The sequence below is a fragment of the Mesorhizobium sp. M0938 genome (genome assembly GCF_040319125.1).
In the GTDB taxonomy this organism is placed as follows: Bacteria; Pseudomonadota; Alphaproteobacteria; order Rhizobiales; family Rhizobiaceae; genus Mesorhizobium; species Mesorhizobium robiniae.
In genome coordinates this window covers 391,227-413,927 of record NZ_JAMYNS010000006.1, presented here as the reverse complement: position 1 = coordinate 413,927, position 22,701 = coordinate 391,227, and the positions used below count along the sequence as shown (strand labels likewise).

Below are 22,701 nucleotides of genomic sequence, written 5' to 3'. Positions count from 1 at the left end.
ACTCCCCCCTACCCCCCAAACCCAACCCCACCCACCCCCCCCCCCAAACATCCCCCCCCAGGCCCGCGGGGCGCCCGCCCCCCCCCCCCCCCCGCCGCGGTTTACCCCCCCCGCCCCCCGGGGCCACTGGCGAGAACGCCGGTACGAAAATCAAGCGAGGATCGCCATGGCCGAACGCATCATCGAACTGCGCGATATCAGCAAGTCCTACGGTCAGGTCTATGCGCTGGGCGGGGTCAATCTCAGCGTCGACCGCGGCGAGGTGGTCGGCCTGATCGGCGACAATGGCGCCGGCAAGTCGACGCTGATTAAGATCCTCTCCGGGGTGGTCAAGCCGACCAGCGGCGAGATCCTGGTGCGTGGAAAGCCGGTGACTGGATGGAGTGCCGCGCGTTCGCGCGAGGCCGGCATCGAGACGGTGTTCCAGGACCGGGCGCTGGCTGTGCAGCAGACGATCGTGCGCAACATCTTCATGGGCCGCGAGCTCACCGGCTTTATGGGCTGGCTGAAGGTCAACGAGGAGATCCAGGAGGCGAGCCGGCTGATGCGCGAGATCGGCTTCACCTCGAAAGTGTTCACGCCGCACTCGATCGTCGGCCAGCTCTCGGGCGGTGAACGCCAGGGCGTGGCGATCGCGCGGGCCATCTATAAGAAGGCGGAGCTGATCGTCCTCGACGAGCCGACGACGGCGCTGTCGTTGACCGAGACCGCCAAGGTCTTCCATTTCGTGCGCCAGGTGCGGGCGAGCGGCCGCTCGATCCTGTTCATCGGCCACAACATCCACCACGTCTTCGACATCGCCGACCGCTTCGTGGTGCTGGACCGCGGCAAAGTCGCACTCACCACCGACCGCAGCGAGGTCAAGTCGGCCGAAGACCTGATCAACTTCATGGAAGACGTGGCGCATCCAGGCGGCTTGCCCGGCTTGCACGATTCCGGCGACGCGGGGAGGGCAGCGCGATGAGCAAGATCATGGAACCCGATCTGCAGAGCCCGCTTGGCGGCACGCACAATGAGGCCGCCGGGAAAGAGTGGCGACACCCGTCCGACAATTGGCTGCGCGGCTTCATCCTCGACAACCGCGCCGCCCTCGGCACGCTTGCCGTGTTCATCGTCATGATGGCGGTGTTCATGGTCGCCAACCCGGTCGTTTTCACCACTTGGTATCTCTACAGCTCCGTGCTGACCACGTTGCCGGTGGCGCTGTTCGTGGTGGTGCCGCTGGTCTTCGTCGTCACCTGCGGCGAGATCGACCTGTCGTTCCCGGCGACGATGGGATTTGCCTCATGGGTGTTCGCGCTGGTCGTGCAGGCCGGCTACGATCCATTCCTCGGCATCGCCGCTGCCATCGCAACGGGCACGCTGCTCGGCTTCCTAGTGGGGTCGCTGGTGGTCTATGGCGGGCTGTCGTCGCTGATCGCGACGCTCGGCATGAATTTCCTGCTGCGCGGCCTGATCCAGATCATCAACGAGGGCAAATCGACGGCGCTGACCAACCTCGCCGACAGTTGGGCCTACAAGATCTTCTCCAGTCAGCTCTACGGCATCCCGGTGCAGATCTTCTGGGCCATCGCCTTCGTCGTTCTGTCGGCGCTGCTCTACAACAGGCATCGCTTCGGCGCGCAGGTGAGGGTGGTTGGCGACAATCCCGACAGCGCCCAGCAGATGGGCATCGACGTCAAGCGCGTGCGGGTGAAAGTGTTCGTCTTCGTCGGCATCGGTGCCGCGATTGCCGGCACGTTTTCGGTGATGATCAACTTCACCTGGTGGCCGACGGCCGGCGACGGCTATCTCCTGCCGGTTCTGGCATCGGTGTTCGTCGGCGGCACCCCGACCTGGGGCGGCATCGGCACCGTCGTCGGCGGCGCGATCGGCGCGGTCACCGTGTCGTTCATCCAGACCGGCGTCGTGGCGGCGGGCCTGAGCGGCTTCTACGTGCAGTTCTTCAACGGGCTGATCATCATCCTGTCGCTGCTCGGCCACAAATGGAACCAGGCGCGGTACCGGTGAGGGGATTGCTCAAACGCCGGTGACAAACCCATCCAGCACGCGTTTCTGGCCGGCCTTGTCGAAGTCGATGGTCAGCTTGTTGCCTTCGATGGCCGAGATGTTGCCGTTGCCGAATTTCTGGTGGAAGACGCGGTCGCCGACGCTGAAGGCGGACGGCGTGTCGGCGACGGATTTAGCGACCAGCTCGCCGTCGATGGTGCGGCCTTTGATCGAGGTGCGGCCGGCGCCATAGCCGGAGTCGGTCTCGCCATAGCCGATGCGCTCGACCTGGTGGCCGGAACGCGAGCCCCAGTTGCGGTCGGTCGCTTCGGTGCGATTCTGTTGCGCGCGCTGCCAGCCCGGCGTTGCATAGGTATTGGAGAAGGCGCCGGATTTTTCTGCGCCGACATTGTCGAAACGCGAGGCGCCATAGGGGTTCTGCCTTCCTGCTCCTTGGCCGCCACGGCCCGATGCGAACGATCCGCCGCCATAAGAATTGCCGTAACCGCCGTAGCTGTTGCCGCCCTCGGCGACCTCGACATGGGCTTCCGGCAGTTCGTCGAGGAAGCGCGATGGGATCGTCGATTGCCACAGGCCGTGGATGCGGCGGTTGGAGACGAACCACAAATGCAGGTTCTTCTTGGCGCGGGTTAGGCCGACATAGGCCAGGCGCCGTTCTTCCTCCAGCCCCGAGCGGCCACCCTCGTCGAGCGCGCGCTGGTGCGGGAACAGGCCTTCCTCCCAACCAGGGAGAAAAACGGTCTCGAATTCGAGGCCCTTGGCCGAATGCAGCGTCATGATGTTGACGGCGTCGAGCTCGGCGTTCTGCTCAGCGTCCATCACCAACGCGACATGTTCGAGGAAGGAGCGCAGCGACTCGTATTCCTCCATCGAGCGGATCAGTTCTTTCAGGTTTTCCAGCCGGCCGGGAGCTTCCACCGAGCGGTCGTTCTTCCACATGTCGGTATAGCCGCTCTCCTCGAGGATGGTCTCGGCCAACTCGGTGTGCGGCGTGGTCTCCAGCGCCTTCTGCCAGCGCTCGAAATTGGCTGATACCTCGCGCAGTGCGGCGCGCGGCTTCGGCTTCAGCTCGTCGCTCTCGGCAAGCTTGGCGGCGGCCTCCAGCATCGGGATGCGGAGCGCGCGCGCGGTGTCGTGGATCTGGCGGATGGTGGCCTCGCCAAGGCCGCGCTTCGGCACATTGACGATGCGCTCGAAGGCGAGGTCGTCTGCGCCTTGCGCGACGATGCGGAAGAAGGCCAGCGCATCGCGGATTTCGAGGCGCTCGTAGAAGCGCGGGCCGCCGATGACGCGGTAGTTGAGGCCGAGCGTGACGAAACGATCCTCGAACTCGCGCATCTGGAAGGACGCGCGGACAAGGATGGCCATGTCGTTGAGATTGTGCTTTTGCCGCTGGTAGGCTTCGATGGTTTCGCCGACGGCGCGGGCCTCTTCTTCCGAGTCCCAGGCGGCATGGACATGCACCTTCTCGTCGTCCTCTGCGACCTTTTCGGTGAACAGCGTCTTGCCGAAGCGGCCTTCATTGTGGGCGATGAGATGGGAGGCGGTGCCGAGGATGTGGGCGGTGGAGCGGTAGTTCCGCTCCAGCCGGATGATCGCGGCGCCGGGGAAATCCTTGTCGAAGCGCAGGATGTTGTCGACCTCGGCCCCGCGCCAGCCATAGATGGATTGATCGTCGTCGCCGACGCAGCAGATATTTACCTTGCTTTCGCTCACGGGCTGTTCCGCGCCTGCCGGCGCGGGCCCTCCGCGGGGGCCTCGCAACGGCTCGGACGCCCGGTCGGGCTTGCGGTCTTCGGCCGGAACCGATTCGTTCTTCGGAGTTGCCGGTCTATAGCTACCCCCCTCCGTTCTATCCGGAACTCCGGAAAGAAAGGGGACGCGACCACCCGGAGAGCCACTTCGTGGTGGTTGCTGCCCGCCCGGCCGTTGCGCCAGCAGGCGCAGCCACATGTACTGCGCGGTGTTGGTGTCCTGGTACTCGTCGACGAGAATATAGCGGAAGCGCTTGTGGTACTCCTTCAGCACGTCCGGATTGGCGCGGAAGATGCGGATCGGGTGGCACAGAAGATCGCCGAAATCGCAGGCATTCAGCGTTTTCAGCCGCTCCTGATAGGCCTTGTAGAGCTCACGGCCCTTGCCGTTAGCGAAGGCGCGGGCATCGCCCTCGGGAATGTCGGCGGGACCAAGCCCCTTGTTCTTCCAGCCGTCGATCATCTGGGCGAACTGCTTGGCCGGCCAGCGCTTGTCGTCCAGCCCTTCAGCCTGGATGAGCTGCTTGATCAAGCGCACGACGTCGTCGGTGTCGAGGATGGTGAAGTCGGATTTGAGCCCGGCAAGCTCGGCGTGTCTGCGAAGCAGCTTCACTCCAATCGAATGGAAGGTGCCGAGCCACGGCATGCCCTCGACATTGCCTTCGCCGATCAGCAAACCGATGCGCTGCTTCATTTCGCGCGCGGCCTTGTTGGTGAAGGTGACGGCGAGGATCTGCGAGGGGAAGGCCTTGCCGGTGGCGAGGATGTGGGCGATGCGGGTGGTCAAGACGCGCGTCTTGCCGGTGCCGGCGCCGGCCAGCACCAGAACCGGGCCTTCGGTGGTTTCCACCGCCAGCCGCTGCTCGGGGTTGAGCCCGTTCAGATAATCGGGCGCGTTGTTGTGGCCGCTGCGGGCAGCCATGGCGCGCGCAGCAATGCCCGACGGGGCCGAGGGCCGCGCGTTCGGTTCGTCAAAAAAAGGCATATCTTCCGAAAAGCCGGACATCGCCCCCGAATGTAGTGATTCGGCAGCGAAACGCCAGAAGTGTCTCCGTTTTGTTCTCTGTCCGGCCGTAGACCCACAGCCTGCATGGGCCCGCGACGCAAAACACTGGGCTTGCTGTGGGTCTACGCCTAAAACGCGCAGCTTGCTTGACAGGCACGGCGGGCCGGAGAAAGTTGTGCCCGGGGCAGGAGCGCAATGCCGGGTTGCCCATTGACGCTGCGAAGCGCACCAGTCGAAGGAGTATCATCTTGGCTGTCGTCATCACCTCCCTCATCCTTCTCCTCGTCGGCCTGGTGCTCGGTGGCGGCGGCATCTGGTTAGCTTCGCTGGGCGGCAGTTGGTATTATGTCATTATCGGCATCGCCTTCCTCCTCGCTGGCTGGCTGTTCTACAGGCGCAAATCCTTGGCGCTGTGGCTTTATGCGGCGATCGTCATCGGCACGCTCTGCTGGGCGGTTTGGGAAATCGGCTTCGACTGGTGGGAACTTGGTCCGCGCGGCGGCATCATCGTGCTTATCGCGTTGTGGCTATTGACGCCGTGGGCGCGGCGCGGGCTCACCGGCCCTGACGGGCGCGCGCCGTTGATCCTCGCGGTGCTGGCGTCGCTTGCCGTCGCCGGCTATTCGATGACAACCGATCCAAAGGATATCGCCGGCCAACTCAATACCGATAATGTGACGCCGACGGCCGACCTCGGCGGCAACGTGCCAGCGGGCGAATGGCACTATTACGGCCGCACCCAATACGGCCAGCGCTATTCGCCGCTCGACCAGATCACCGCCGAGAACGTTGCCAATTTGCAGCCGGCCTGGACCTATCGCACCGGCGATGTGAAAGGGCCCGACGACGTCACTGAGACAACCTATCAGGTGACGCCGCTGAAGGTCGCCGATACGCTCTACATCTGCACGCCGCATAATTTCGCCATTGCCATAGATGCCGCGAGCGGCAAGGAGAAATGGCGCTTCGACCCCAAGGTCGCGCTGGACAAGGACCGCCAACACCAGACGTGCCGCGGCGTGGCCTATTACGCCGATGCCAAAATCGCCGCCGGCCAGCCTTGTGCAGCACGCGTCTATCTGCCGACATCCGACGCCCGGCTGATCGCGCTCGACGCCGCGAATGGCCAGGTCTGTCCCGCGTTTGCCGAGGGCGGTACGTTGAACCTGCTCGCCAACATGCCGTATCCGAAGCCGGGCTATTATTATTCGACTTCGGCGCCGCTGATCGTCGCCAACAAGATCATCGTCGGCGGTGCGGTCAACGACAATTATTCGACGGAGGAGCCGTCCGGCGTCATCCGCGCCTTCGACGCCGACACCGGCGCCCTGATTTGGAACTGGGATTCCGGCAATCCGGACCAGACGACGCCGCTGGCACCTGACCAGACCTATACCCACAACTCGCCCAACATGTGGTCGACCGCGAGCGCCGACGAGAAGCTCGGCTTGCTCTACGTGCCGCTCGGCAACAAGACGCCGGATCAGCTCGGCGCCGGGCGGAGCGCCAATGACGAGAAATTCTCCTCTTCGATCACCGCGCTCGATCTCAACACCGGCCAATTGCGCTGGGTGCGGCAGACCGTGCACCACGATCTCTGGGACATGGACGTGCCGGCGCAGCCGACGCTGGTCGACATCACCACGGCCAGTGGCGTCGTGCCGGCGCTGGTCGGGCCGACCAAACAGGGCGACCTCTATGTGCTCGACCGGCGCAGCGGCGAGCCGATCGTCCCGATCAGCGAAGTACCGGCGCCGGGCGGCGCGATCGAGGGCGATCATACTTCCCCGACGCAGCCGGTCTCGGATCTGAGCTTCAATCCGAAACCGCTGACCGGCGCGGACATGTGGGGCATAACCATGTTCGACCAGCTGGCCTGCCGGATCGATTTCCTGAAACTGCGCTATGAGGGTCGCTACACGCCGCCGTCGCTGCAGGGCTCACTGATCTATCCCGGCAATTTCGGCACATTCAACTGGGGTGGCGTAGCGGTCGATCCGGTCCGGCAGGTGATGTTCGGCATGCCGACATACCTGGCGTTCATCTCCAAGCTGGTCCCGCGCGCGGACGTGCCGCCGCCGGGCGATACCAAAGGCAGCGAACAGGGTCTAAACCGCAATGACGGTGCGCCTTACGCAGTGATATTGAAGCCGTTTCTCTCGCCGCTCGGCATTCCCTGCCAGGCACCGCCCTGGGGCTATGTCGCGGGCGCCGATCTCAGGACCGGCAAGGTCGTCTATAAGCATCGCAACGGCACCGTCTACGACATGACGCCGCTGCCGCTGCCGTTCAAGGTTGGCGTGCCGGGCATCGGTGGACCGATGATCACCGCCGGCGGCGTCGCCTTCCTCGGTGCTGCGGTCGACGACTTCTTCCGCGCCTATGATCTGACGACTGGCAGGCAGCTTTGGCAGACCCGGCTGCCGGCCGGCGGGCAGTCGACGCCAATGACCTACACGGTCGCCGACGGACGCCAGTTCGTGGTCATCGTCGCCGGCGGTCACGGCTCGGTCGGCACCAAGGCGGGGGACTATGTGATGGCCTATACGCTGCCGAACTAGAGAGTTCTTTCAGAGGCCGAGATGGCCTTTCAGGCTGGGCACGGAGTTGAGCACCTCATTGGTCAGCTCGGGGCCGGCGGCGGTTTCGGCCTGCTGGACCAGCGTCGTGCCGGCCTGGCGGATCTGCGCCAAGTTGAGGCCGGACGCTTCGAGCGCCGCGACGCCGTTGACCAGCGCGCCTGTCTTGGCGCCGAGAACACCGCCCAGTGCGCCCTGCAGCGATGACAGCAGGCCTCCACCGGAGGCCGCGCCGGGAGCCATGACATCATATTTCTGGGCCAGCCCATCGGCTCCCGGGATCCTGGCGAAGAAGCTGGACAGGGTCGTTCCTTCCGCCTCGTGCTCGAGCACCGAAAAAATGATGCCAACGACCTTTTCCGTCGTTGCCTGGTCGAGGCCGGCTTTCTGTGAGACGGCGTCGACGATATTCTGGACGTCCATGATTTCCCCTCAGCCTCGAGTTTTCAGCCGCGGGTCTTCGAGCGGCCATGGGCAGGCCGACGTCGGTTGCTGCGGACCTTGACCATCGATCGCTTGGTAGCAGCGAAGGCGGCGAAACGCAGCGCCAGCACGGCGGCGGCGAGCACGAACACGCTTGCGAGGATCGGGGTGGGGAAGGTCATGAGTGTTTTCCTTCTTGTCAGAGCCGGCAAAGGTAGGCGAGGTCACCACCTGCAGCTTTCCCTTATATTGTGTCAGGATCGTCAAGATTTGCCACCAATTACAAGAAAGTGATGACGGCCTGCGCGTTCGTGTCACGGCTTTCGTGCCGAATGGCCACCATAGCCAATGCGAGCCAACCGGCGTTGTGAGCACCGCAGAGCCTCACTCATCCGTGACTGGACCATGCGGGCTTCTACCCTATCTTGCGCGGCGAGACATTTTCCCGAAGCCGAGGAGAGCGCCATGACAAAACCGGTCCCTGCCAGCCCAGCCGTCGCGCGGCCTGCCATTACCCAGGCGATGATCGACGCCTATGACGAATACACGCATCTGACGCTCGACCGGCGGCGCTTCATGGAACAGTTGACCAGGCTTGCCGGATCAGGTGCGGCGGCCGCCGCAATCGCGCCGTTGCTGGCGGCGAATTCAGCCCGGGCAGCGATCGTTGCCGAGGACGATTCACGCGTGAGCGGCGAGGACATCAGCTATCCCGGCAGCGGTGGCGAGATGAAGGGCTATCTGGTCAAGCCGGCCGGCCAGTCCGGCAAGCTCGGAACCGTCATCGTCGTGCATGAGAACAGAGGGCTCAACCCGCATATACGCGATGTGGCGCGACGCGTGGCGCTTGAAGGGTTTGTGGCGCTGGCACCGGACTTCCTGTCGCCGCTCGGCGGCACGCCGGCCGACGAAGACAAGGCGCGCGACGAGTTTTCCAAGCTTGATCCGGCGCAAACCGCGGCCAATGCGGTCGCAACGGTCGCTTTTCTCAAGGGATACGCGGATGGCAACGGCAAGGTGGGCGCGGTCGGCTTCTGCTGGGGTGGCGGCACGGTGAATACCCTGGCTGCCAACGCGCCGGATCTGGTCGCTGCTGTCGCCTATTACGGCATGCAGCCGAAGGCCGAGGATGTGCCGAAGATCAAGGCAGCGCTGCTGCTGCATTATGCCGGGCTCGACACCCGCATCAATGCCGGTATCGACGCCTTCAAGAAGGAACTCGATGCAGCCAAGGTCGAGCACACGGTCTATGTCTATGAAGGCGCCAATCATGCCTTCAACAACGACACATCAGCGGCCCGCTACGACAAGAACACAGCGGACCTCGCCTGGGGCCGGACGAGCACCTTCCTCAGAGAGAAGCTTGCCTGATCAGGCGTTTGCCGGTTTGTGGAAAGCGACGCCGGCCACCACCAGGGCGATGCCGAGGCAATCGGTGGAGCCGGGTATCTGGCGGAGCACAATGACGCCGATCAGCGTGGCGGTGACCGGCAGCAACGACAGCATCAGCGCGAAGCTCGACCGCGGCAGCCGCGACATGGCGAGCTGGTCGCAGATATAGGGGATGACCGACGAGCAGATGCCGACGCCGATGGCGGCGATGAGCAGCGGCGGCGCCGAGAAAGCCGGCAGTGCATCGGTGAAGCCGATCGGCAGCACGATGAGCAAGGCGACCGCCATGGCGGCACCCAGGCCGGCGATGCCGTCGCCAGCGCCGGCCCGGGCGACGCGATGGCCAAGCACGATATAGCCAACGAACAGCGCGCCGTTGAGGAAGGCCCAGAACAGGCCGATCGGGTCGCTTGACCATTTGACGTCGATCAGCAGCAAGGTGCCGATGACGGCGACGGCAAGGGCGGCGAGATTGCGAGGGCTTCTGACGCCGACCAGCGCGACGCCGATGGTGCCGACGAATTCGATCGCCGCGACCAACGAGATCGGCAAGCGGTCGAGCGCCAGGTAGAAGGAGCAATTCATCACGCCGAGGCAGGCGCCGAAGGCGAGAAGCAGCAGTCGTGTCGGCCGGTCGGCGCGGGTGAAGACCGTCCAGGGCCGGGTCAGCGGCGCGAAGACAAGGGCGGCCGTAACGATGCGCAGCCAGGCCATGCCGAGCACGCCGACATGCGGGAAAAGCAGCACGGCGAAAGCCGGTCCGAGATAGTGGAACACGGCGCTGACGCCGAACCAGACATGCGGCGGCAGCAAGGTCGCCAGCTTGCCAAAGGCCGGGCCGGCGAGGGAAGGCATTGCTGCGGGGGCTTGCGTTCGATCTTCCATGCCATCATTATCGCAGGCAATCTTTCCGGTTTACATGGGTAATGATCGGCCAAGGACGTTATTACTTTTCCGATGCATAGGAGTTTTCGTTGAAACGCCTTCGAAACGAAAATGCCGACCTGGATGCGGCGGATCTGAAAATCCTGCGCCTGCTGGAAAAGGATGCGCGCACCAGCACCGCTGAACTGGCGCGCTCGGTCGGCCTGTCGGCGCCGAGCGTGGCCGAGCGCATCAAGCGGCTGCAGGAGAGCGGCGTGATCGAAGCCTATACGGTGCGGATCAACCCGGCCGCGCTCGGCATGAAGCTGTCGGCATGGCTGCGGATCAGGCCGGTGCCCGGGCAACTGGCTGTGGTGGCCGAGATCATCCGCGATTTGCCGGAAATCACCCAGTGCGACCGGGTGACCGGCGAGGACTGTTTCATCGCGCTGGCGCATGTCGGTTCGGTGGCCGAGCTCGAACGGGTGATCGACCGCATCATTCCGTTTGCGATGACCAACACCGCGATTATCCAGTCGTCACCGGTGGTGGCGCGTTCGCCGCTGGGGGCAGTGAAGCGCTAGGCATGCCCGCGTTTCGAGCGCGCCTGTTTCAGGATGGCGCGCCAGCGGATCATGGCGAAGGGGATCGGCTCGTTGTTGTTGGCGATGTGAAAGATCTCGTTGTTGAGGTTCTTCAGCGAGCGCCAGAAATCATAGTCGCTGATGCGTGGATCGGCTGCCAGCCTGTCCGCCTCGACCTTGATGTCGGTTTTCATGCACGTACCCCGAACCGCTTCCGCCCAGCCGCCCGTATCGCAACTCGATAGGGACGGTTTTCAACCGCCGTACTGAGTCGTTCAACGACTCAATTCGGCTTGTTCACGTTAAAACCTCGGTAAGGTTAACGGCGGCCGGGTCGCGGTTCAAGCCGGCTTACGGGCTAGTGCCAATTGCTTATCAGGGCATAGTGGCTTTGGGGTAACGGTATAAATGAAAACAAGGGCTTAAAGCGGACGCCGAAAAAACCTCTTCAAACGCGGCGCGCCTTGATGCCGATGGAACGGCCGGCGCGCTCCGGCATCGGCAGCGCGGTATGAGCGGCACGCATGGCCTCGATCTTGGCCAGCACGTCGGCCGGGAAGGGCGCCACTTTCGGCCCTGACATGTCGACATGCAGCGACAGTGATTCGGAAGTGGCGGCGAGCCAGCCGTCGACATGGCGGATTTCCTGGTAGGCTCTCAGCCGCTTTTCGTCATGATCGAGGAGCTGGAACGAGACATTGACCTTGTGGTCGAGGTGCAACTCCCTGACATAGCAGACATGGACCTCGGCCGTGTAGATGGTCAGCCGCCGCTGCTTCACATAATCCAGCCCCATCCCCATCGTTTCGAACGCTTCGTCGGAGCAGCGGTCGAACAGCACATTGTAATAGGCCATGTTGAGATGGCCGTTGTAGTCGATCCAGTCCTTCTCGATGCCCATGGCACGAGAGACGAAGGGGGTGGGGATGGGCATCAAAAACTTCCTTCTCGCTGGACAGGGCGTGGTCGGTGAGACTACGCATCCATAAACGAATAACGAGAGTGGGCGCTGGTCCATTCGCGGAGGAATCGATGGCTCTGAGCGACCTCAATCCGGTCGAGCGCAACGAAGAAGGGATTGCCGCCGTGCTTGGCATCCTCAAGCAGCGGCTCGGCGAGCGGTTCCAGACTGGCGAGGCGATCCGTGCCCAGCATGCACATACCACCACCTACATTCCGACCCAGGCGCCGGATGGCGTGGCATTTCCGGAGACGACGGCGGAGGTGCAGGACATTGTGACGGCCTGCGCCGCGCACCGCGTGCCGGTGATCGCCTTCGGCGTCGGTTCATCGCTGGAAGGCCACACCAACGCGCCGGGTGGCGGCATCTCGCTGGATACGTCGCGGATGAACCGCATCGTCGCGGTCAACCCGCAGGATCTCGACTGCACGGTCGAGCCCGGTGTGACGCGCGAGGATCTCAACCGGCACCTGCGCGACACCGGCCTGTTCTTTCCGATCGATCCGGGCGCCAATGCGTCACTCGGCGGCATGGCGGCGACGCGGGCGTCGGGCACCAATGCCGTGCGCTACGGCACGATGCGCGAGAACGTGTTGTCGCTGACGGCAGTGATGGCGGACGGGCAGGCGGTGACAACGGGAAAACGCGCGAAAAAGAGTTCGGCCGGCTATGATTTGACGCGGCTCCTGATCGGCTCTGAAGGCACGCTCGGCATCATCACCCAGCTGACCTTGAAGCTGCAGGGCATCCCACAGGCGATCTCCGGCGGCGTCTGTCCGTTTCCCAGCGTCGAGGCGGCCTGCAATGCGGTGATCGCGACGATCCAGATGGGCATTCCGGTCGCCCGCATCGAACTGGTCAACGCATTGCAGATGCGGGCGATGAAAGCCTATTCGAAGCTCGACTATCCGGAAAGCCCGTGCCTGTTTGTCGAATTCCATGGCAGCGATGCCGGCGTTGCCGAACAGGCCGAGACTTTCGGCGCCATCGCGGAAGAGTATGGCGGCGGCCCGTTCCTGTGGACCAGCGTCGCCGAGGAGCGGACAAAACTGTGGAAGGCTAGACACGACGCCTATTGGTCGTCGCTGACGCTCAGGCCCGGCGCCAAGGGCCTGTCGACCGATGTCTGCGTGCCGATCTCGCGCTTTGCCGAATGCGTCACGCAAACCGAGGCCGACATTGCCGAAATGGGGCTGATCGCGCCGATCGTCGGCCATGCCGGCGACGGCAATTTCCACGTGCTGGTGCTGATGGACGCCGACGATCCGAAGGAAATCGCGGCGACGGAAGCGTTTGTCGCGCGGTTGAACATGCGTGCGATCGGCATGGATGGAACCTGCACCGGCGAGCACGGCATCGGTCAAGGCAAGGTCGGCTTCCTGCGCCATGAACTCGGCCATGGCGTCGACATCATGCGCACGATCAAGCAGGCGCTCGATCCGCTCAACATCATGAACCCTGGGAAGATACTGCCTGCCGACTAGTGGACGAAGATCGAAATGGTGCTCGGCTTGACCGCACCACCATTTGGACCGAGACTCCAAAGGACATGAGGTTTTGAGGCAGGCGTCACAGACGGAGGAATGGTGTCATGGCGATTTCACGCAAGGAAGAGGCTCGGGCGCTGAGCGCCGACGAACACGGCCTCGTCGAGAAATCGCACCATCCGGCAGTGCAGGGCCTTGCCGACGCCGAGCTTGCCGGCCTGGTCAAGCTGTTGCGGGACCGGCGCGATAAGGCGCAAGGCGAGGCGCATCGGCGCCGCCGCGAGATACGCGGCAAGGGTGCGCCAAAAGGAGCCGTCGCCTCGAAAGCCGACGGCGGCTCGCAGTTGAAACTTGAGGTTCTGGCGATGGCCATGCGGAGGCTTAATGGCGAGGCCGAACGCCGCCGCCAGTTGGGGGCGCGTGTGTCGCTGGTCGACAATGCACGCAAGGCGCTGGCCATGAAGCAAGGCGCTGCGGCAGACGGTCCCGAGTTCAACACGCGTACCGCGCACAAAGGTATGCGGGCGGTGGTGAACGAGAGGGCGCCGAACCTTGTTCGGCCGATGGAACTCGGCCGGCAGCGGCAGGCGGCCAAAGTGGCGCAGGCAAAGCGCGACGCACGCTGAGTTTCCGCGCACCGAAAGCCGGCCGGTTTGAGAATTGCCACTTTATCGACACGCGGATGCGGGTAGAGTGCGGCTGATTTTCAATGAACCGTTTTGGAGCTGATGCTCGCACGCCTGTTCGTGATCTTCGGTGGACTTTTCGTGCTGGTGCTGTGTGCGGCGCTGGTGGTGCCGTATTTTATCGACTGGACGGGCTATCGTGCCGATTTCGAGCGTGAGGCGAGCGCCATTCTGGGCCGCAAGGTAACCGTTCAGGGCGATGCGACGGCAAGGCTGCTGCCGTTTCCCTCGCTGACCTTCTCGAACGTCACCGTTGCCGGCGGTCCTGGCGGCCAGCCGGCAATGACCGTCGAGACCTTTTCGATGGATGCGGAACTGGCGCCCTTCCTGAGCGGAGAAGTGCTGATCTTCGACATGCGGCTGGTGCGGCCAAAGGCGACAATCGACATTGCCGCCGACGGCACCGTCGACTGGGCGATACGGCCATCATCGCCCTTCGATCCCGGCCAGATCTCGATCGAGAAGCTGACGGTGACGGACGGAGAGATCGCGCTGCGCCATGCCGCTGGCGGGCGCAGCCACCTCATTTCCGAGATCAACTCGACGATCTCTGCGAAATCGCTGGCCGGACCTTGGCGGATGGATGGCTCGCTGCGGCTCGACGGCCTGCGCAGCACCGTCATCGCGTCCACCGGCAGGGCTGGCGGCGATGGGCAGATGCGGCTCAGGCTCAAAGCCAATCCGGATGCCTATCCGTTGGTCATCGAGGCCGACGGCAATGCCGGCATCGTCGATGGCGCCGCGATCTATTCGGGCCAGTTCAAGGTCGCAAGTTTCGATAGGAATGGCGCCGACAAGAATTCGGCGCAGGTTGATGGCATGGGCGGCGAGACGATGAAGCCCGGCGCCGGCAAGCCGGACCCGGGGTTCAGGCTGAACGGCAAGTTCTCGCTCGACCACCGGAAACTTGGTGTCGACGAATTCCGCTTCGAGACCGGCCCGCTCGACAATCCCTACATCGCCGACGGCAACGCTGCCGTCGACCTTGGGCCGAACCCTCGCTTTTCGATCGAGGCCGATGGCGCTCAGGTGCAGTTCGATGATGCCGTCGGCGCAGCGGCCGGCACTGGGTTGACGCTGTCGGCGCGTGTCGCGGCGCTGGAGCAGGCGCTGCTCGATTTGCCGAAGCCGACCATACCCGGCACCGTCGAGGTGAACCTGCCGGCGGTGGTGGCCGGCGACACGACGGTTCGCGACGTGCGCCTTTCAGCCGAGCCGACCGCTGACGGCTGGTCGGTGAAGTCGCTGGCCGCGACGCTGCCTGGCCGCGCCAAGCTGGAAGCAAACGGTATGCTCAGCGTCGGAGATCATTTCGGCTTCACCGGTTCGCTGCTTCTGGCTGTGGCGCAGCCTTCGGGCTTTGCTGCCTGGCTGTCGAAGGATGTCGACGAAGCGATTCGCCGGCTGCCGGCCGCCGGCTTCAAGGCCAAGGTCGAATTGAGCGACAATCGCCAGGCTTTCAGCGACCTTGAGCTCGTTCTTGGCAAGGCGAAATTTTCGGGCCGTATGGATTCCAGCCAGCCCGACGACGCCAGGCCGTCTGTGCTGATGCGGCTCGAAGGCGGCGAGCTCGATGTCGACGGCCTCGCCGCCTTCGCCTCCATCTTCATCAGCGACAAGGGCGCCAACCGTTTTTCCGACCGCGACCTCGATTTCCAGATCAAGGCCGGGCCGGTCAGTGCCGGCGGGCTGACCGCGGATACTGTCGATACGGCGCTCAGATTGCGCGACGGGCTGCTCGAAATCGACCGGCTTTCGCTCAGTGGGCTTGCCGGCGCCTCGATCAGCGCCACCGGCCGGATCAAGGATTTCCCGGTGAGCCCCACCGGCAAGCTCGATGCCTCTGTTGTCGCCGTCGACCTCAAGCCGTTGGTCGATGTCGCGGCGCGGCACTATCCGGACAATGCGGTGCTGAAGGAGCTGACGCGGCGTGTGGCGGCCTATCCCGAGCTGTTCCAGGACGCGCGCGTCGATCTGGTGACGAGTGCCGCCGCCAATGGCGACGGCACGACGGGACTGGCAGTGAGCGCGCAAGGCAAAGCAGGCGGCTCGGCGTTTTCGGCATCGCTGTCCGGCAAAGGGACGGCCGATCGGCTGCTCGATGCGCCGGTGTCGCTGACCTTCAACGCCAGGAATGCCGACGCCACCGCGCTTCTGGCGCTTTACGGCCTGCCGGCGCTGCCGCTCGGCATGCTTGGCGAGGCGACCACCGACGTGTCGGCGAAAGGCACGCTCGGCGGCGGCATGGCGACGAGCTTTGACCTCACCGGCAACGACTTCAAGGCCGGTTTCTCCGGGACGATCGCCGGCACGCCACAGGGACCCACCGCCAAGGGCAAGGTCAGCCTGGAAGCGGCCGACATCGAGCCGTGGCTGATGACGACAGGCGTCGGCCTGCCGGGCATGGGGACAGGCATGTCGACGTGGATTGCGGCCGACGCCGACTTCGGCAACAGCCTTCTGGTGCTGTCCGGCCTCAGCGGCTCCATCAACGAAGCGGCGGTTTCCGGTGACGTCAATGTCGACGTCAAGGACGGGCTGCCGCATCTTACCGGTGCGCTGGCGCTCGATGAGCTGGATTTCGACCCGATGGCGGTGATGCTGTTTGGCGACCAGGCCTTACTGGGTTCCGGCGGGGCTTGGCCAACCGCCCCATTCAGCCAGAAGCCGAGCCTGCCGTTCACCGCTGAATTCGACCTGACCGCAGCATCGCTGGCCGCCGGCACTCTTGCCACGGCCTATGACGCGGCGTTTTCGCTGAAGCTCGACCAGGAAGGCATCCGCGTATCGGACCTCAAGGCAAAGTTCTCCGGTGGTGCGCTTTCCGGTCTGTTCGAGCTGAAGAATAATGACGGCACCGGGCTTTTCTCCAGCCAGATGAAACTTGCCGGCGCCGATCTGGCCACCGTGCTGCCAGAGGCCGGCATCAGCGGTCGCGGCGACTTCTCGGCGACGCTTTCGACCAGCGGCAAATCGGCCGATGCGATGGTTGCGGCGCTGTCCGGTTCCGGCACGGCGGCGCTGAGGGGCTTGACCATTGCCGGCGTCAATCCGAACGCGTTTGGCGCTTTCATTGCCAAGGCCGACACGATCGGACGCGATATCGATGCGGCCAAGACCGCCGGCTTCGCGCCGCAGATCGCCGCAGACGGCAGTTTTCCGGCTGGGGATACCGACATCGCATTCACGATTGCCGGCGGTATACTGAGAGCACCGCCGGTCAGTCTTGAAAATCCGGCGGCGACGCTGTCCGCCGACATCACGGCGGACCTGAACGCCAGCACGGTCGCCGCCAGCGGTTCAATCACTTATCGGCCTGGCGACGAAGCGCTGGTCGGCTCCGATCCGACTGTCAATTTTAACGTCGTCGGGCCGTTCGGCGCCGCGAAGCGGGAATTCGACAGTGAGCCGCTGGCGCAGTTCCTGACCCAGCGCGCACTCGAAAAGGAGCAGCAGCGGGTCGAGGCCATGCAGGCGGCACTGCTTGAAAAACAGCGATTGCGGCGCGAGGTGCGTTACTACGCCGCCCTGCAGGCCGAGCGCGATAGAGCAGCCGAGGAATTGCGCAAGCGGCAGGAAGCGGCGCGGCTGCAAGCCGAAGCAGATGCCAAGGCGAAGGCTGAAGCCGAGGCAAAGGCCCAAGCCGAAGCGGAGGCGAAGGCCAAGGCGGATGCACAGGCCAAGGCGGATGCGCAGGCGAGAGCTGAGGCCGAGGCCAAGGCCAAGACCGAGGCGGACGCAAAGGCCAAAGCGGATGCCGAAGCGAAGGCTATGGCGGCTCAAAGGGCCGCCGAAGAGGTGGCGAAGGCCGAAGAACAGCAACGCCGGAAGGCGGAAGAGGCGATGCGGATCGCTTCAGAAGAAAAGGCAAAGCTCGAGGCCGAACGCAGGGCCGCCGCGGCGCGGGCCCAGAATATGGAGCGCGCGCCTCAGCCGCCGGCCAATGACAACCCGCTGCCAGCAGAATCCGCACCAAAGCCCAAGCTTGAACCTTCGTCGATCGACAATCTGCTGAAGTCGCTGGGCGGGGGGTAGATCTACCTGTGGCTACCTAGAGCCCATGCCGATAGGATCGGGACGCTGACGCGGACCTTCGGTTCGGGATCATGGTCTACAAAGAACCTTTTATCCCTTGCTTCGCCCATTCCAGGACGTAGAGCCTGAGCGCCGATGACAGGTTGGCATCGCGCGGCCGGGCCCCGTCGATTTCGGCGACGAGGGCGGCGAGCGTCAGTTTGCGAGCAGCCGCGATGGCGACGAGATCGTCGAAAAACGGTTTTTCGAGCGAATAGCTGGTGCGATGGCCGCGAATGGTCACGGAGCGTTTCTCGACCGGGCTCACCGGACCTGACTCATTCCATTTCAAGCATCGGATTTATCCGGAAACCGCGGCGCAGTTTTCGGCGCGATGCTCGGCGAAGCCGGATCGTTCGAGACTTCGCGGCGATGGCCGGCGACGAATTTTTCTGACTTGTCGGCGATCAGACTGTCACGCTCCCGGTCGGCCTTGGAACGGCCGTGCAGCGTCCGGTTCTGTTCGGCCAGGCGCTCCTTGTCGGCTCGTGCTTTCTGCTTGCGGGCCTGGCGAAGATTGACGATGTCGGCCATGTCGCGCGGCCCGTCGGATTACTTCTTGCGGAAGGCGTCGAGCGACACCACTTCGGCGCCCTTGGCGGCGGCGTCGGCCGCGGCAGGCTTCTTTTCGGCCTCAGTGGCCTTCTTCTTCTCCGGCTTTTTCTCGGCGACGATGGCCAGAGGTTCGGAAGCGGGCTGGCCGGCCAATTCCTCATCTGCCGAGGTCTCCGTCTTCACGTCGAATTCGAGCTCGAAATTGACGGACGGGTCGTAAAAGCCGCGCACGGCTGAGAACGGGATTTCCAGCTTTTCCGGCACGTCGGAGAAGGACAGCCCGACCTCGAAGCCGGTGTCGGTCACCTTCAGGTCCCAATACTGGAACTGGATGACGATGGTCATCTGTTCGGGATAGCGCTCGCGTAGGCGCGATGACACGCGCACGCCCGGGGCGCCGGTCAGGAACGTGATGAAGAAATGATGGTTGCCAGGGAGGCCGGTGCGCGCGACCTCGGCCAGGACCTTGCGCATGACGCCGCGCAATGCCTCCTGGGCCAGAATGTCGTAGCGGATGTGGTCGTCGGCCATGTAGCTGTCGGGTTCCGTTGAATCGTCCGCATAGCTGTAATCAAGCTTGAGCGCGGCGTAAACCGGATATAGACGCCGGCAGCGCAGATGCGAGAGGACATGCCTCAGATTTGATCACTCAGGCGCTGGTGACCGCGCTTTGTTTGCTCGCATCCGCCGGCTGCCGCTTGCCGAAGGCGCGTAGGAAGGTGCGCACGCCATGTGTCGCCGATTGCAGCACCTCGTCGTCATCAGGCGTGCCGCCGAGCATGAAGGTCGTCTGCAATTCGGCATTGGCAAGGGCCAGGAATTGGCGAGCCGCAACATCGGGATCATCAATGTCGAGGAAACCGGCGTGGGCGAGGCGGGCGAAACGGGCGGCGATTGCCGGCCATGTCCTGCCCGGTCCCTGTTCGCGCCATTCCGCGAAGAGTTCAGGGTAGCGTTCGCCCTCGGTCTGGATCAGCTTGCGCAGGAATTTTCCGTCGCGGTTGCAGATACAGTTGCGGTTCATGCGCACGGCGAAGCCGATCAGATCGGCTTCAAGATCCTTCGGCTGATCCGGAAAGGTGGAAATGGTGGCAAAGATGCCGGCATTGCAGCGGTCGGTGAGGTCGCGGACGATGGCGACGAAGAGTTTCTCCTTGTCGCCGTGGTGGTTGTAGATCGTCTGGCGCGAAACGCCGGCTTCGGCGGCGATCATGTCGATGTTGGCGCCGGCGAAGCTTTCGCGGCAGAAAACCTCGCCGGCAGCGTCCATGATGGAGACGCGCTTGGCCTCGTGGCCGCGTGGCGGGATGGTGTCAGGAGAAACGTTGACCTTCATAAAAACCATATAGAGGTGATTGACGAATTGGACAAGAGTGTCTAAATTTATGGACTTAATCGAAGAGGTTCCCGCCGCAGAAGAAGTCGGAATTCCAGGGGATGGAACGTCCTAGGATTACACGCCGGTCGGCGGCAAACCAGATTTGAAAGAACCTGCTACCATGAATCCCCAATTCCTCCGCATCGCGGTCGTGCTCGGCCTGTTGTCCGCGATCGGCCCGTTCGCCATCGACATGTATCTTCCGGCGCTGCCTTCGATCGGCGAGGATCTGCAGGCCAGCACCGCTGCCGTGCAGATGAGCCTGCTGATCTTCTTTCTGTCCATGGGTTTTGGACAGATCGTCGTCGGACCGATCTCCGACATGGTCGGGCGCAAGCTGCCGCTCTATGGCGGCCTCGCGCTGTTCATGGTCGGCGGCATCGGCTCGGCGCTGGCGCCCTCTGTCGAATGGCTGATCGCCTTCCGTTTCCTGCAAGGGCTCGGCGCCAGTGCAGGCATGGCGGTGCCTCGCGCCATCGTGCGTGACCTTCATACAGGCACCGACGCTGCCAAGCTGATGTCGCTCTTAATGCTGGTGTTTTCGGTGTCGCCGATCCTGGCGCCGCTGACCGGTAGCGTCATCATCGAGAATTTCGGCTGGCGTGCCGTGTTCTGGACGGTGACGGGTGGAGCGGTGCTTGCCACCGTCCTGCTGGCGACCTCGCTCAAGGAGACGCGGCCGGTCGAGGCGCGTGCAAGCAGTTCGTTCGGCACCGCGCTCTCCGCCTATCGCTTCCTGATGGGCGACCGCAACTTCCTTGGCCTGGCGTCCATCGGCGGCTTCGGGATCGCAAGCTTCTTCGTCTATCTGTCGAGCTCCTCCTTTATCCTGATCGATCATTACGGGCTGTCGCCGTCGGTCTACAGCGTGTTCTTCTCGATCAACGCGGTTGCCTTCATCGGCATGTCGCAGTTGACGGGGGTGCTGTCCGACCGGTTCGGGCTAAGGTCCGTGGTGCGGGTCGCGGTGGTCGGCTATGCGACGACAATGGTGGTGCTGTTCGCGGTGATGGCGTCCGGCGTCGACCGGCTCGACGTGATGGCGGCGCTTCTGTTCATCGGCTACGGGTTCCTCGGCCTGGTGATCCCGACGACTTCGGTGCTGGCCATGGAGGAGCATGGCGCGATCGCCGGCACGGCCTCGGCTTTGATGGGCACGCTGCATTTCGCCATCGGTGCGGTTGCCATGGGCATCGCCGGCATCTTCTTCGACGGCACGCCGCTGCCGATGGTGGCCGGCATCACGCTTTGCGCGGTGATCTCCTTCATGCTGGCTAAGGTTACGCTCGGCCGTGGGCGGGAGATTGTCGAAGCGCCTGCCGAATAAGCAATTGCTATCGGCGACAGCTAAGGCCGGGTCATTCCCGGCCTTTTTGGCGTCTGAGATCAAGCGTCAAGCCTGCCTCGGCGAAGATAAATCGCAGTCGCGCCTCGACGGGCGCCAAGGGCAACGGGACCAGTTCATAGCCCAATTCCGTGTAGACTTCGGCCAGCGCATGATAGGTGCGTTCCGCCTCGTCGAGGGTCTGCTTTCGTTCGCTGTCCTGCCGAAAAATCTCTGGCCAGGGTGGTGCGATGAAGACATGTCTGGCGTAGCGGAAGCGTCCGGCGGCGTTCCTGATATGGTCCGGCACCGGCAGTCCGGTGAGCCTGATATAGCCAAGCGTGTCCGGCACGCCACGATCGAAGAAGACGGGACCGTTCTGTTCGAGCGCAGCGTGATATGAACGCATCTCCCATGACAGCATCAGTTCGGCGAACAGTGCCGGATCGCGCCAGGGCAGGGCCGGCCCTCCTGTCGCCAACTGGTCGCGGATGATGCCGCGTCCTGCTTCGGCCGAGGTTGCAAGGCCGGCGGACCGCAAGGCTTCGATCAATGTGGTCTTGCCGGAACCCGGGCCGCCGGTCAGCACGAAGAATCGATCGGAATCGTTTTGCATTTTCAGTCCTTTTGGTGAATGCACGGTCGCTTTGCCAGCAAGACAGCTTCGCGGCTGGGCGCAGGGCAAAGACATGCGGCCGGCAAGTCTGCTGCCGTTACATATCGAAGGGGAGAAAAAGTGGGGGATCGAAGGGGAGAAATGGAGGTTTCTGTTGCCAGGTACCTCCGAACCCCGCCTAGAAGTGCGAACCACTAGGGCTTGAATTGAAGCTATCGCACCGCTTACGCGGCGAGACGTGCTTCCGCATAGTTGTCGTTGGCAACTATAAGTTTAGCCCGATAACGGTGGTACAATGCCGGGCAAAAGTACGATCTTTACACCTTCGTCGATCCTATTTCGCCCCCAGCAAAAGCCGCTCTTCGACAAGAGCGGTTTTTGGTGGAGGCGCCGGGTACCGCCCCCGGGTCCGAACGGCTTATTTCATCGCCTGTTTATCGCCATAGTCGGTCGAGCCGACGAAGCGAATATAGGGACTGGTCGTGGAAAATGAAAGGCCGGAATGGCGGTTTTGTAGCCGTGTCAAACTGCGCGTTGGAGGGTTGACTCGGAAGCGGTCTCAACCGAAGCTTTGCGGTGGTGAGGAGTTACCGACTAGCGCATATCTTGCGGCAGCGCGCCACAACCCTCATCACCGGATCCGTGGCGCCGACGAGGGGAAATTTGATGGCCGATTATCTCGCAGACGTGAAGAAATACGACGCCGCGGCAAATGCCGACGCGGTCGCCAAGATCGTGAAGCATTTGGGCATTGCGCTCAGAAATCGGGATTCCTCGCTGGTGTCCTGCACGGATCCTAAGGAACTCGATCGCGTCAAGGCCAACTGGGTTGCCAAAAAACTCGGCATCACCGACGGCAGCAAGGCGGACGCGGCCATCGAAAAGACCTGCAAGGCGATGGAGGCAGACAACACCAAGAGCCGAGTGACCTTCTACTACCTGGTTGCCAAGGACCTGGGGAAGCTCGGCGCGCTCTGAACAATCGTCCCGCATCAGTCGGAATGCTGG

The 22,701-nt window shown here is 63.4% G+C and carries 21 protein-coding genes and 1 other RNA gene; 10 read left to right on the top strand and 12 right to left on the bottom strand.

Annotated features, from left to right (window positions below):
- The first annotated feature begins 166 nt into the window (after window positions 1-166).
- Window positions 167-964, top strand: coding sequence for an ATP-binding cassette domain-containing protein (locus NKH73_RS13885; protein WP_352932231.1), 798 nt, complete (start codon window positions 167-169; stop codon window positions 962-964).
- Entirely contained in the window at window positions 961-2,010 is a 1,050-nt protein-coding gene (locus NKH73_RS13880) for an ABC transporter permease (RefSeq protein ID WP_352932229.1), read from the top strand. Before NKH73_RS13885 ends, NKH73_RS13880 begins: the two co-directional genes overlap by 4 nt.
- A gap of 9 nt (window positions 2,011-2,019) precedes the next feature.
- Here NKH73_RS13880 and NKH73_RS13875 read toward each other — a convergent pair whose 3' ends face one another.
- Window positions 2,020-4,770 carry an ATP-dependent helicase gene (locus NKH73_RS13875; RefSeq protein WP_352932227.1) on the bottom strand — a complete coding sequence of 917 codons (2,751 nt, stop codon included), beginning with the start codon at window positions 4,768-4,770 and terminating at the stop codon, window positions 2,020-2,022.
- A gap of 248 nt (window positions 4,771-5,018) precedes the next feature.
- On the opposite strand from NKH73_RS13875, the gene NKH73_RS13870 reads away from it, so the two are divergent.
- The gene (locus NKH73_RS13870) at window positions 5,019-7,331 is read left to right on the top strand and encodes a glucose/quinate/shikimate family membrane-bound PQQ-dependent dehydrogenase (RefSeq protein ID WP_352932225.1); all 2,313 of its coding nucleotides are present in this window, start codon (window positions 5,019-5,021) and stop codon (window positions 7,329-7,331) included.
- A gap of 9 nt (window positions 7,332-7,340) precedes the next feature.
- On the opposite strand, the gene NKH73_RS13865 is transcribed toward NKH73_RS13870, so the two are convergent.
- Window positions 7,341-7,772 (bottom strand): hypothetical protein, encoded by a 432-nt coding sequence (locus tag NKH73_RS13865; RefSeq protein ID WP_352932224.1) that lies wholly within the window; start codon window positions 7,770-7,772, stop codon window positions 7,341-7,343.
- Between the two features lie 23 nt (window positions 7,773-7,795).
- The gene (locus NKH73_RS13860; RefSeq protein ID WP_352932222.1) at window positions 7,796-7,954 is read right to left on the bottom strand and encodes a hypothetical protein; all 159 of its coding nucleotides are present in this window, start codon (window positions 7,952-7,954) and stop codon (window positions 7,796-7,798) included.
- Window positions 7,955-8,237: 283 nt separating this feature from the next.
- On the opposite strand from NKH73_RS13860, the gene NKH73_RS13855 reads away from it, so the two are divergent.
- On the top strand, window positions 8,238-9,143 hold the full coding sequence (locus NKH73_RS13855; protein ID WP_352932221.1) for a dienelactone hydrolase family protein: 906 nt from the start codon (window positions 8,238-8,240) through the stop codon (window positions 9,141-9,143).
- Here NKH73_RS13855 and NKH73_RS13850 read toward each other — a convergent pair whose 3' ends face one another.
- A complete protein-coding gene (locus tag NKH73_RS13850; RefSeq protein WP_352932219.1) occupies window positions 9,144-10,049 on the bottom strand; it encodes an EamA family transporter in 906 nt (301 codons plus the stop codon). It abuts the gene before it with no gap.
- Window positions 10,050-10,138: 89 nt separating this feature from the next.
- Here NKH73_RS13850 and NKH73_RS13845 point away from each other — a divergent pair, with 89 nt between their 5' ends.
- Window positions 10,139-10,612 (top strand): Lrp/AsnC family transcriptional regulator, encoded by a 474-nt coding sequence (locus NKH73_RS13845; protein ID WP_352932217.1) that lies wholly within the window; start codon window positions 10,139-10,141, stop codon window positions 10,610-10,612.
- On the opposite strand, the gene NKH73_RS13840 is transcribed toward NKH73_RS13845, so the two are convergent.
- Together NKH73_RS13840 and NKH73_RS13835 are read right to left on the bottom strand one after the other, a co-directional pair.
- Window positions 10,609-10,806, bottom strand: a complete 198-nt coding sequence (locus NKH73_RS13840; protein WP_008876617.1) for a hypothetical protein — start codon at window positions 10,804-10,806, stop codon at window positions 10,609-10,611. The two genes, NKH73_RS13845 and NKH73_RS13840, sit on opposite strands and share 4 nt — an antisense overlap.
- A gap of 254 nt (window positions 10,807-11,060) precedes the next feature.
- Entirely contained in the window at window positions 11,061-11,546 is a 486-nt protein-coding gene (locus NKH73_RS13835; RefSeq protein ID WP_352932215.1) for a thioesterase family protein, read from the bottom strand.
- 98 nt (window positions 11,547-11,644) lie between these two features.
- On the opposite strand from NKH73_RS13835, the gene NKH73_RS13830 reads away from it, so the two are divergent.
- The 3 genes from NKH73_RS13830 (at window position 11,645) to NKH73_RS13820 (ending at window position 17,781) form a co-directional block, all read left to right on the top strand.
- Window positions 11,645-13,057: an FAD-binding oxidoreductase gene (locus tag NKH73_RS13830; RefSeq protein ID WP_352932213.1), complete on the top strand. Its 1,413-nt coding sequence runs from the start codon at window positions 11,645-11,647 to the stop codon at window positions 13,055-13,057.
- 107 nt (window positions 13,058-13,164) lie between these two features.
- Window positions 13,165-13,686 (top strand): hypothetical protein, encoded by a 522-nt coding sequence (locus tag NKH73_RS13825; protein ID WP_352932211.1) that lies wholly within the window; start codon window positions 13,165-13,167, stop codon window positions 13,684-13,686.
- A 102-nt stretch (window positions 13,687-13,788) separates the two neighbouring features.
- Complete coding sequence (locus NKH73_RS13820; RefSeq protein ID WP_352932209.1) at window positions 13,789-17,781, top strand: AsmA family protein; 3,993 nt, start codon at window positions 13,789-13,791, stop codon at window positions 17,779-17,781.
- Window positions 17,782-17,857: 76 nt separating this feature from the next.
- Here the strand turns inward: NKH73_RS13820 and NKH73_RS13815 are convergent, their stop codons facing one another.
- The 4 genes from NKH73_RS13815 to NKH73_RS13800 form a co-directional block, all read right to left on the bottom strand.
- Entirely contained in the window at window positions 17,858-18,088 is a 231-nt protein-coding gene (locus NKH73_RS13815) for a ribbon-helix-helix domain-containing protein (protein ID WP_352932268.1), read from the bottom strand.
- A 20-nt stretch (window positions 18,089-18,108) separates the two neighbouring features.
- The gene (locus NKH73_RS13810; RefSeq protein WP_352932206.1) at window positions 18,109-18,354 is read right to left on the bottom strand and encodes a DUF4169 family protein; all 246 of its coding nucleotides are present in this window, start codon (window positions 18,352-18,354) and stop codon (window positions 18,109-18,111) included.
- 18 nt (window positions 18,355-18,372) lie between these two features.
- Window positions 18,373-18,906, bottom strand: a complete 534-nt coding sequence (locus NKH73_RS13805) for an SspB family protein (RefSeq protein WP_126107430.1) — start codon at window positions 18,904-18,906, stop codon at window positions 18,373-18,375.
- A 118-nt stretch (window positions 18,907-19,024) separates the two neighbouring features.
- On the bottom strand, window positions 19,025-19,711 hold the full coding sequence (locus NKH73_RS13800; RefSeq protein WP_352932266.1) for a TetR/AcrR family transcriptional regulator: 687 nt from the start codon (window positions 19,709-19,711) through the stop codon (window positions 19,025-19,027).
- A gap of 163 nt (window positions 19,712-19,874) precedes the next feature.
- On the opposite strand from NKH73_RS13800, the gene NKH73_RS13795 reads away from it, so the two are divergent.
- Complete coding sequence (locus NKH73_RS13795) at window positions 19,875-21,080, top strand: multidrug effflux MFS transporter (protein WP_352932203.1); 1,206 nt, start codon at window positions 19,875-19,877, stop codon at window positions 21,078-21,080.
- A 31-nt stretch (window positions 21,081-21,111) separates the two neighbouring features.
- On the opposite strand, the gene NKH73_RS13790 is transcribed toward NKH73_RS13795, so the two are convergent.
- Both NKH73_RS13790 and ssrA read right to left on the bottom strand, forming a co-directional pair.
- Window positions 21,112-21,693 carry an AAA family ATPase gene (locus tag NKH73_RS13790; RefSeq protein ID WP_352932201.1) on the bottom strand — a complete coding sequence of 194 codons (582 nt, stop codon included), beginning with the start codon at window positions 21,691-21,693 and terminating at the stop codon, window positions 21,112-21,114.
- A gap of 140 nt (window positions 21,694-21,833) precedes the next feature.
- Window positions 21,834-22,192, bottom strand: a transfer-messenger RNA (tmRNA) gene (gene ssrA / locus NKH73_RS13785).
- 167 nt (window positions 22,193-22,359) lie between these two features.
- Here ssrA and NKH73_RS13780 point away from each other — a divergent pair.
- Window positions 22,360-22,671, top strand: a complete 312-nt coding sequence (locus tag NKH73_RS13780) for a DUF2853 family protein (RefSeq protein ID WP_352932198.1) — start codon at window positions 22,360-22,362, stop codon at window positions 22,669-22,671.
- The last annotated feature ends 30 nt before the right edge of the window (window positions 22,672-22,701 follow it).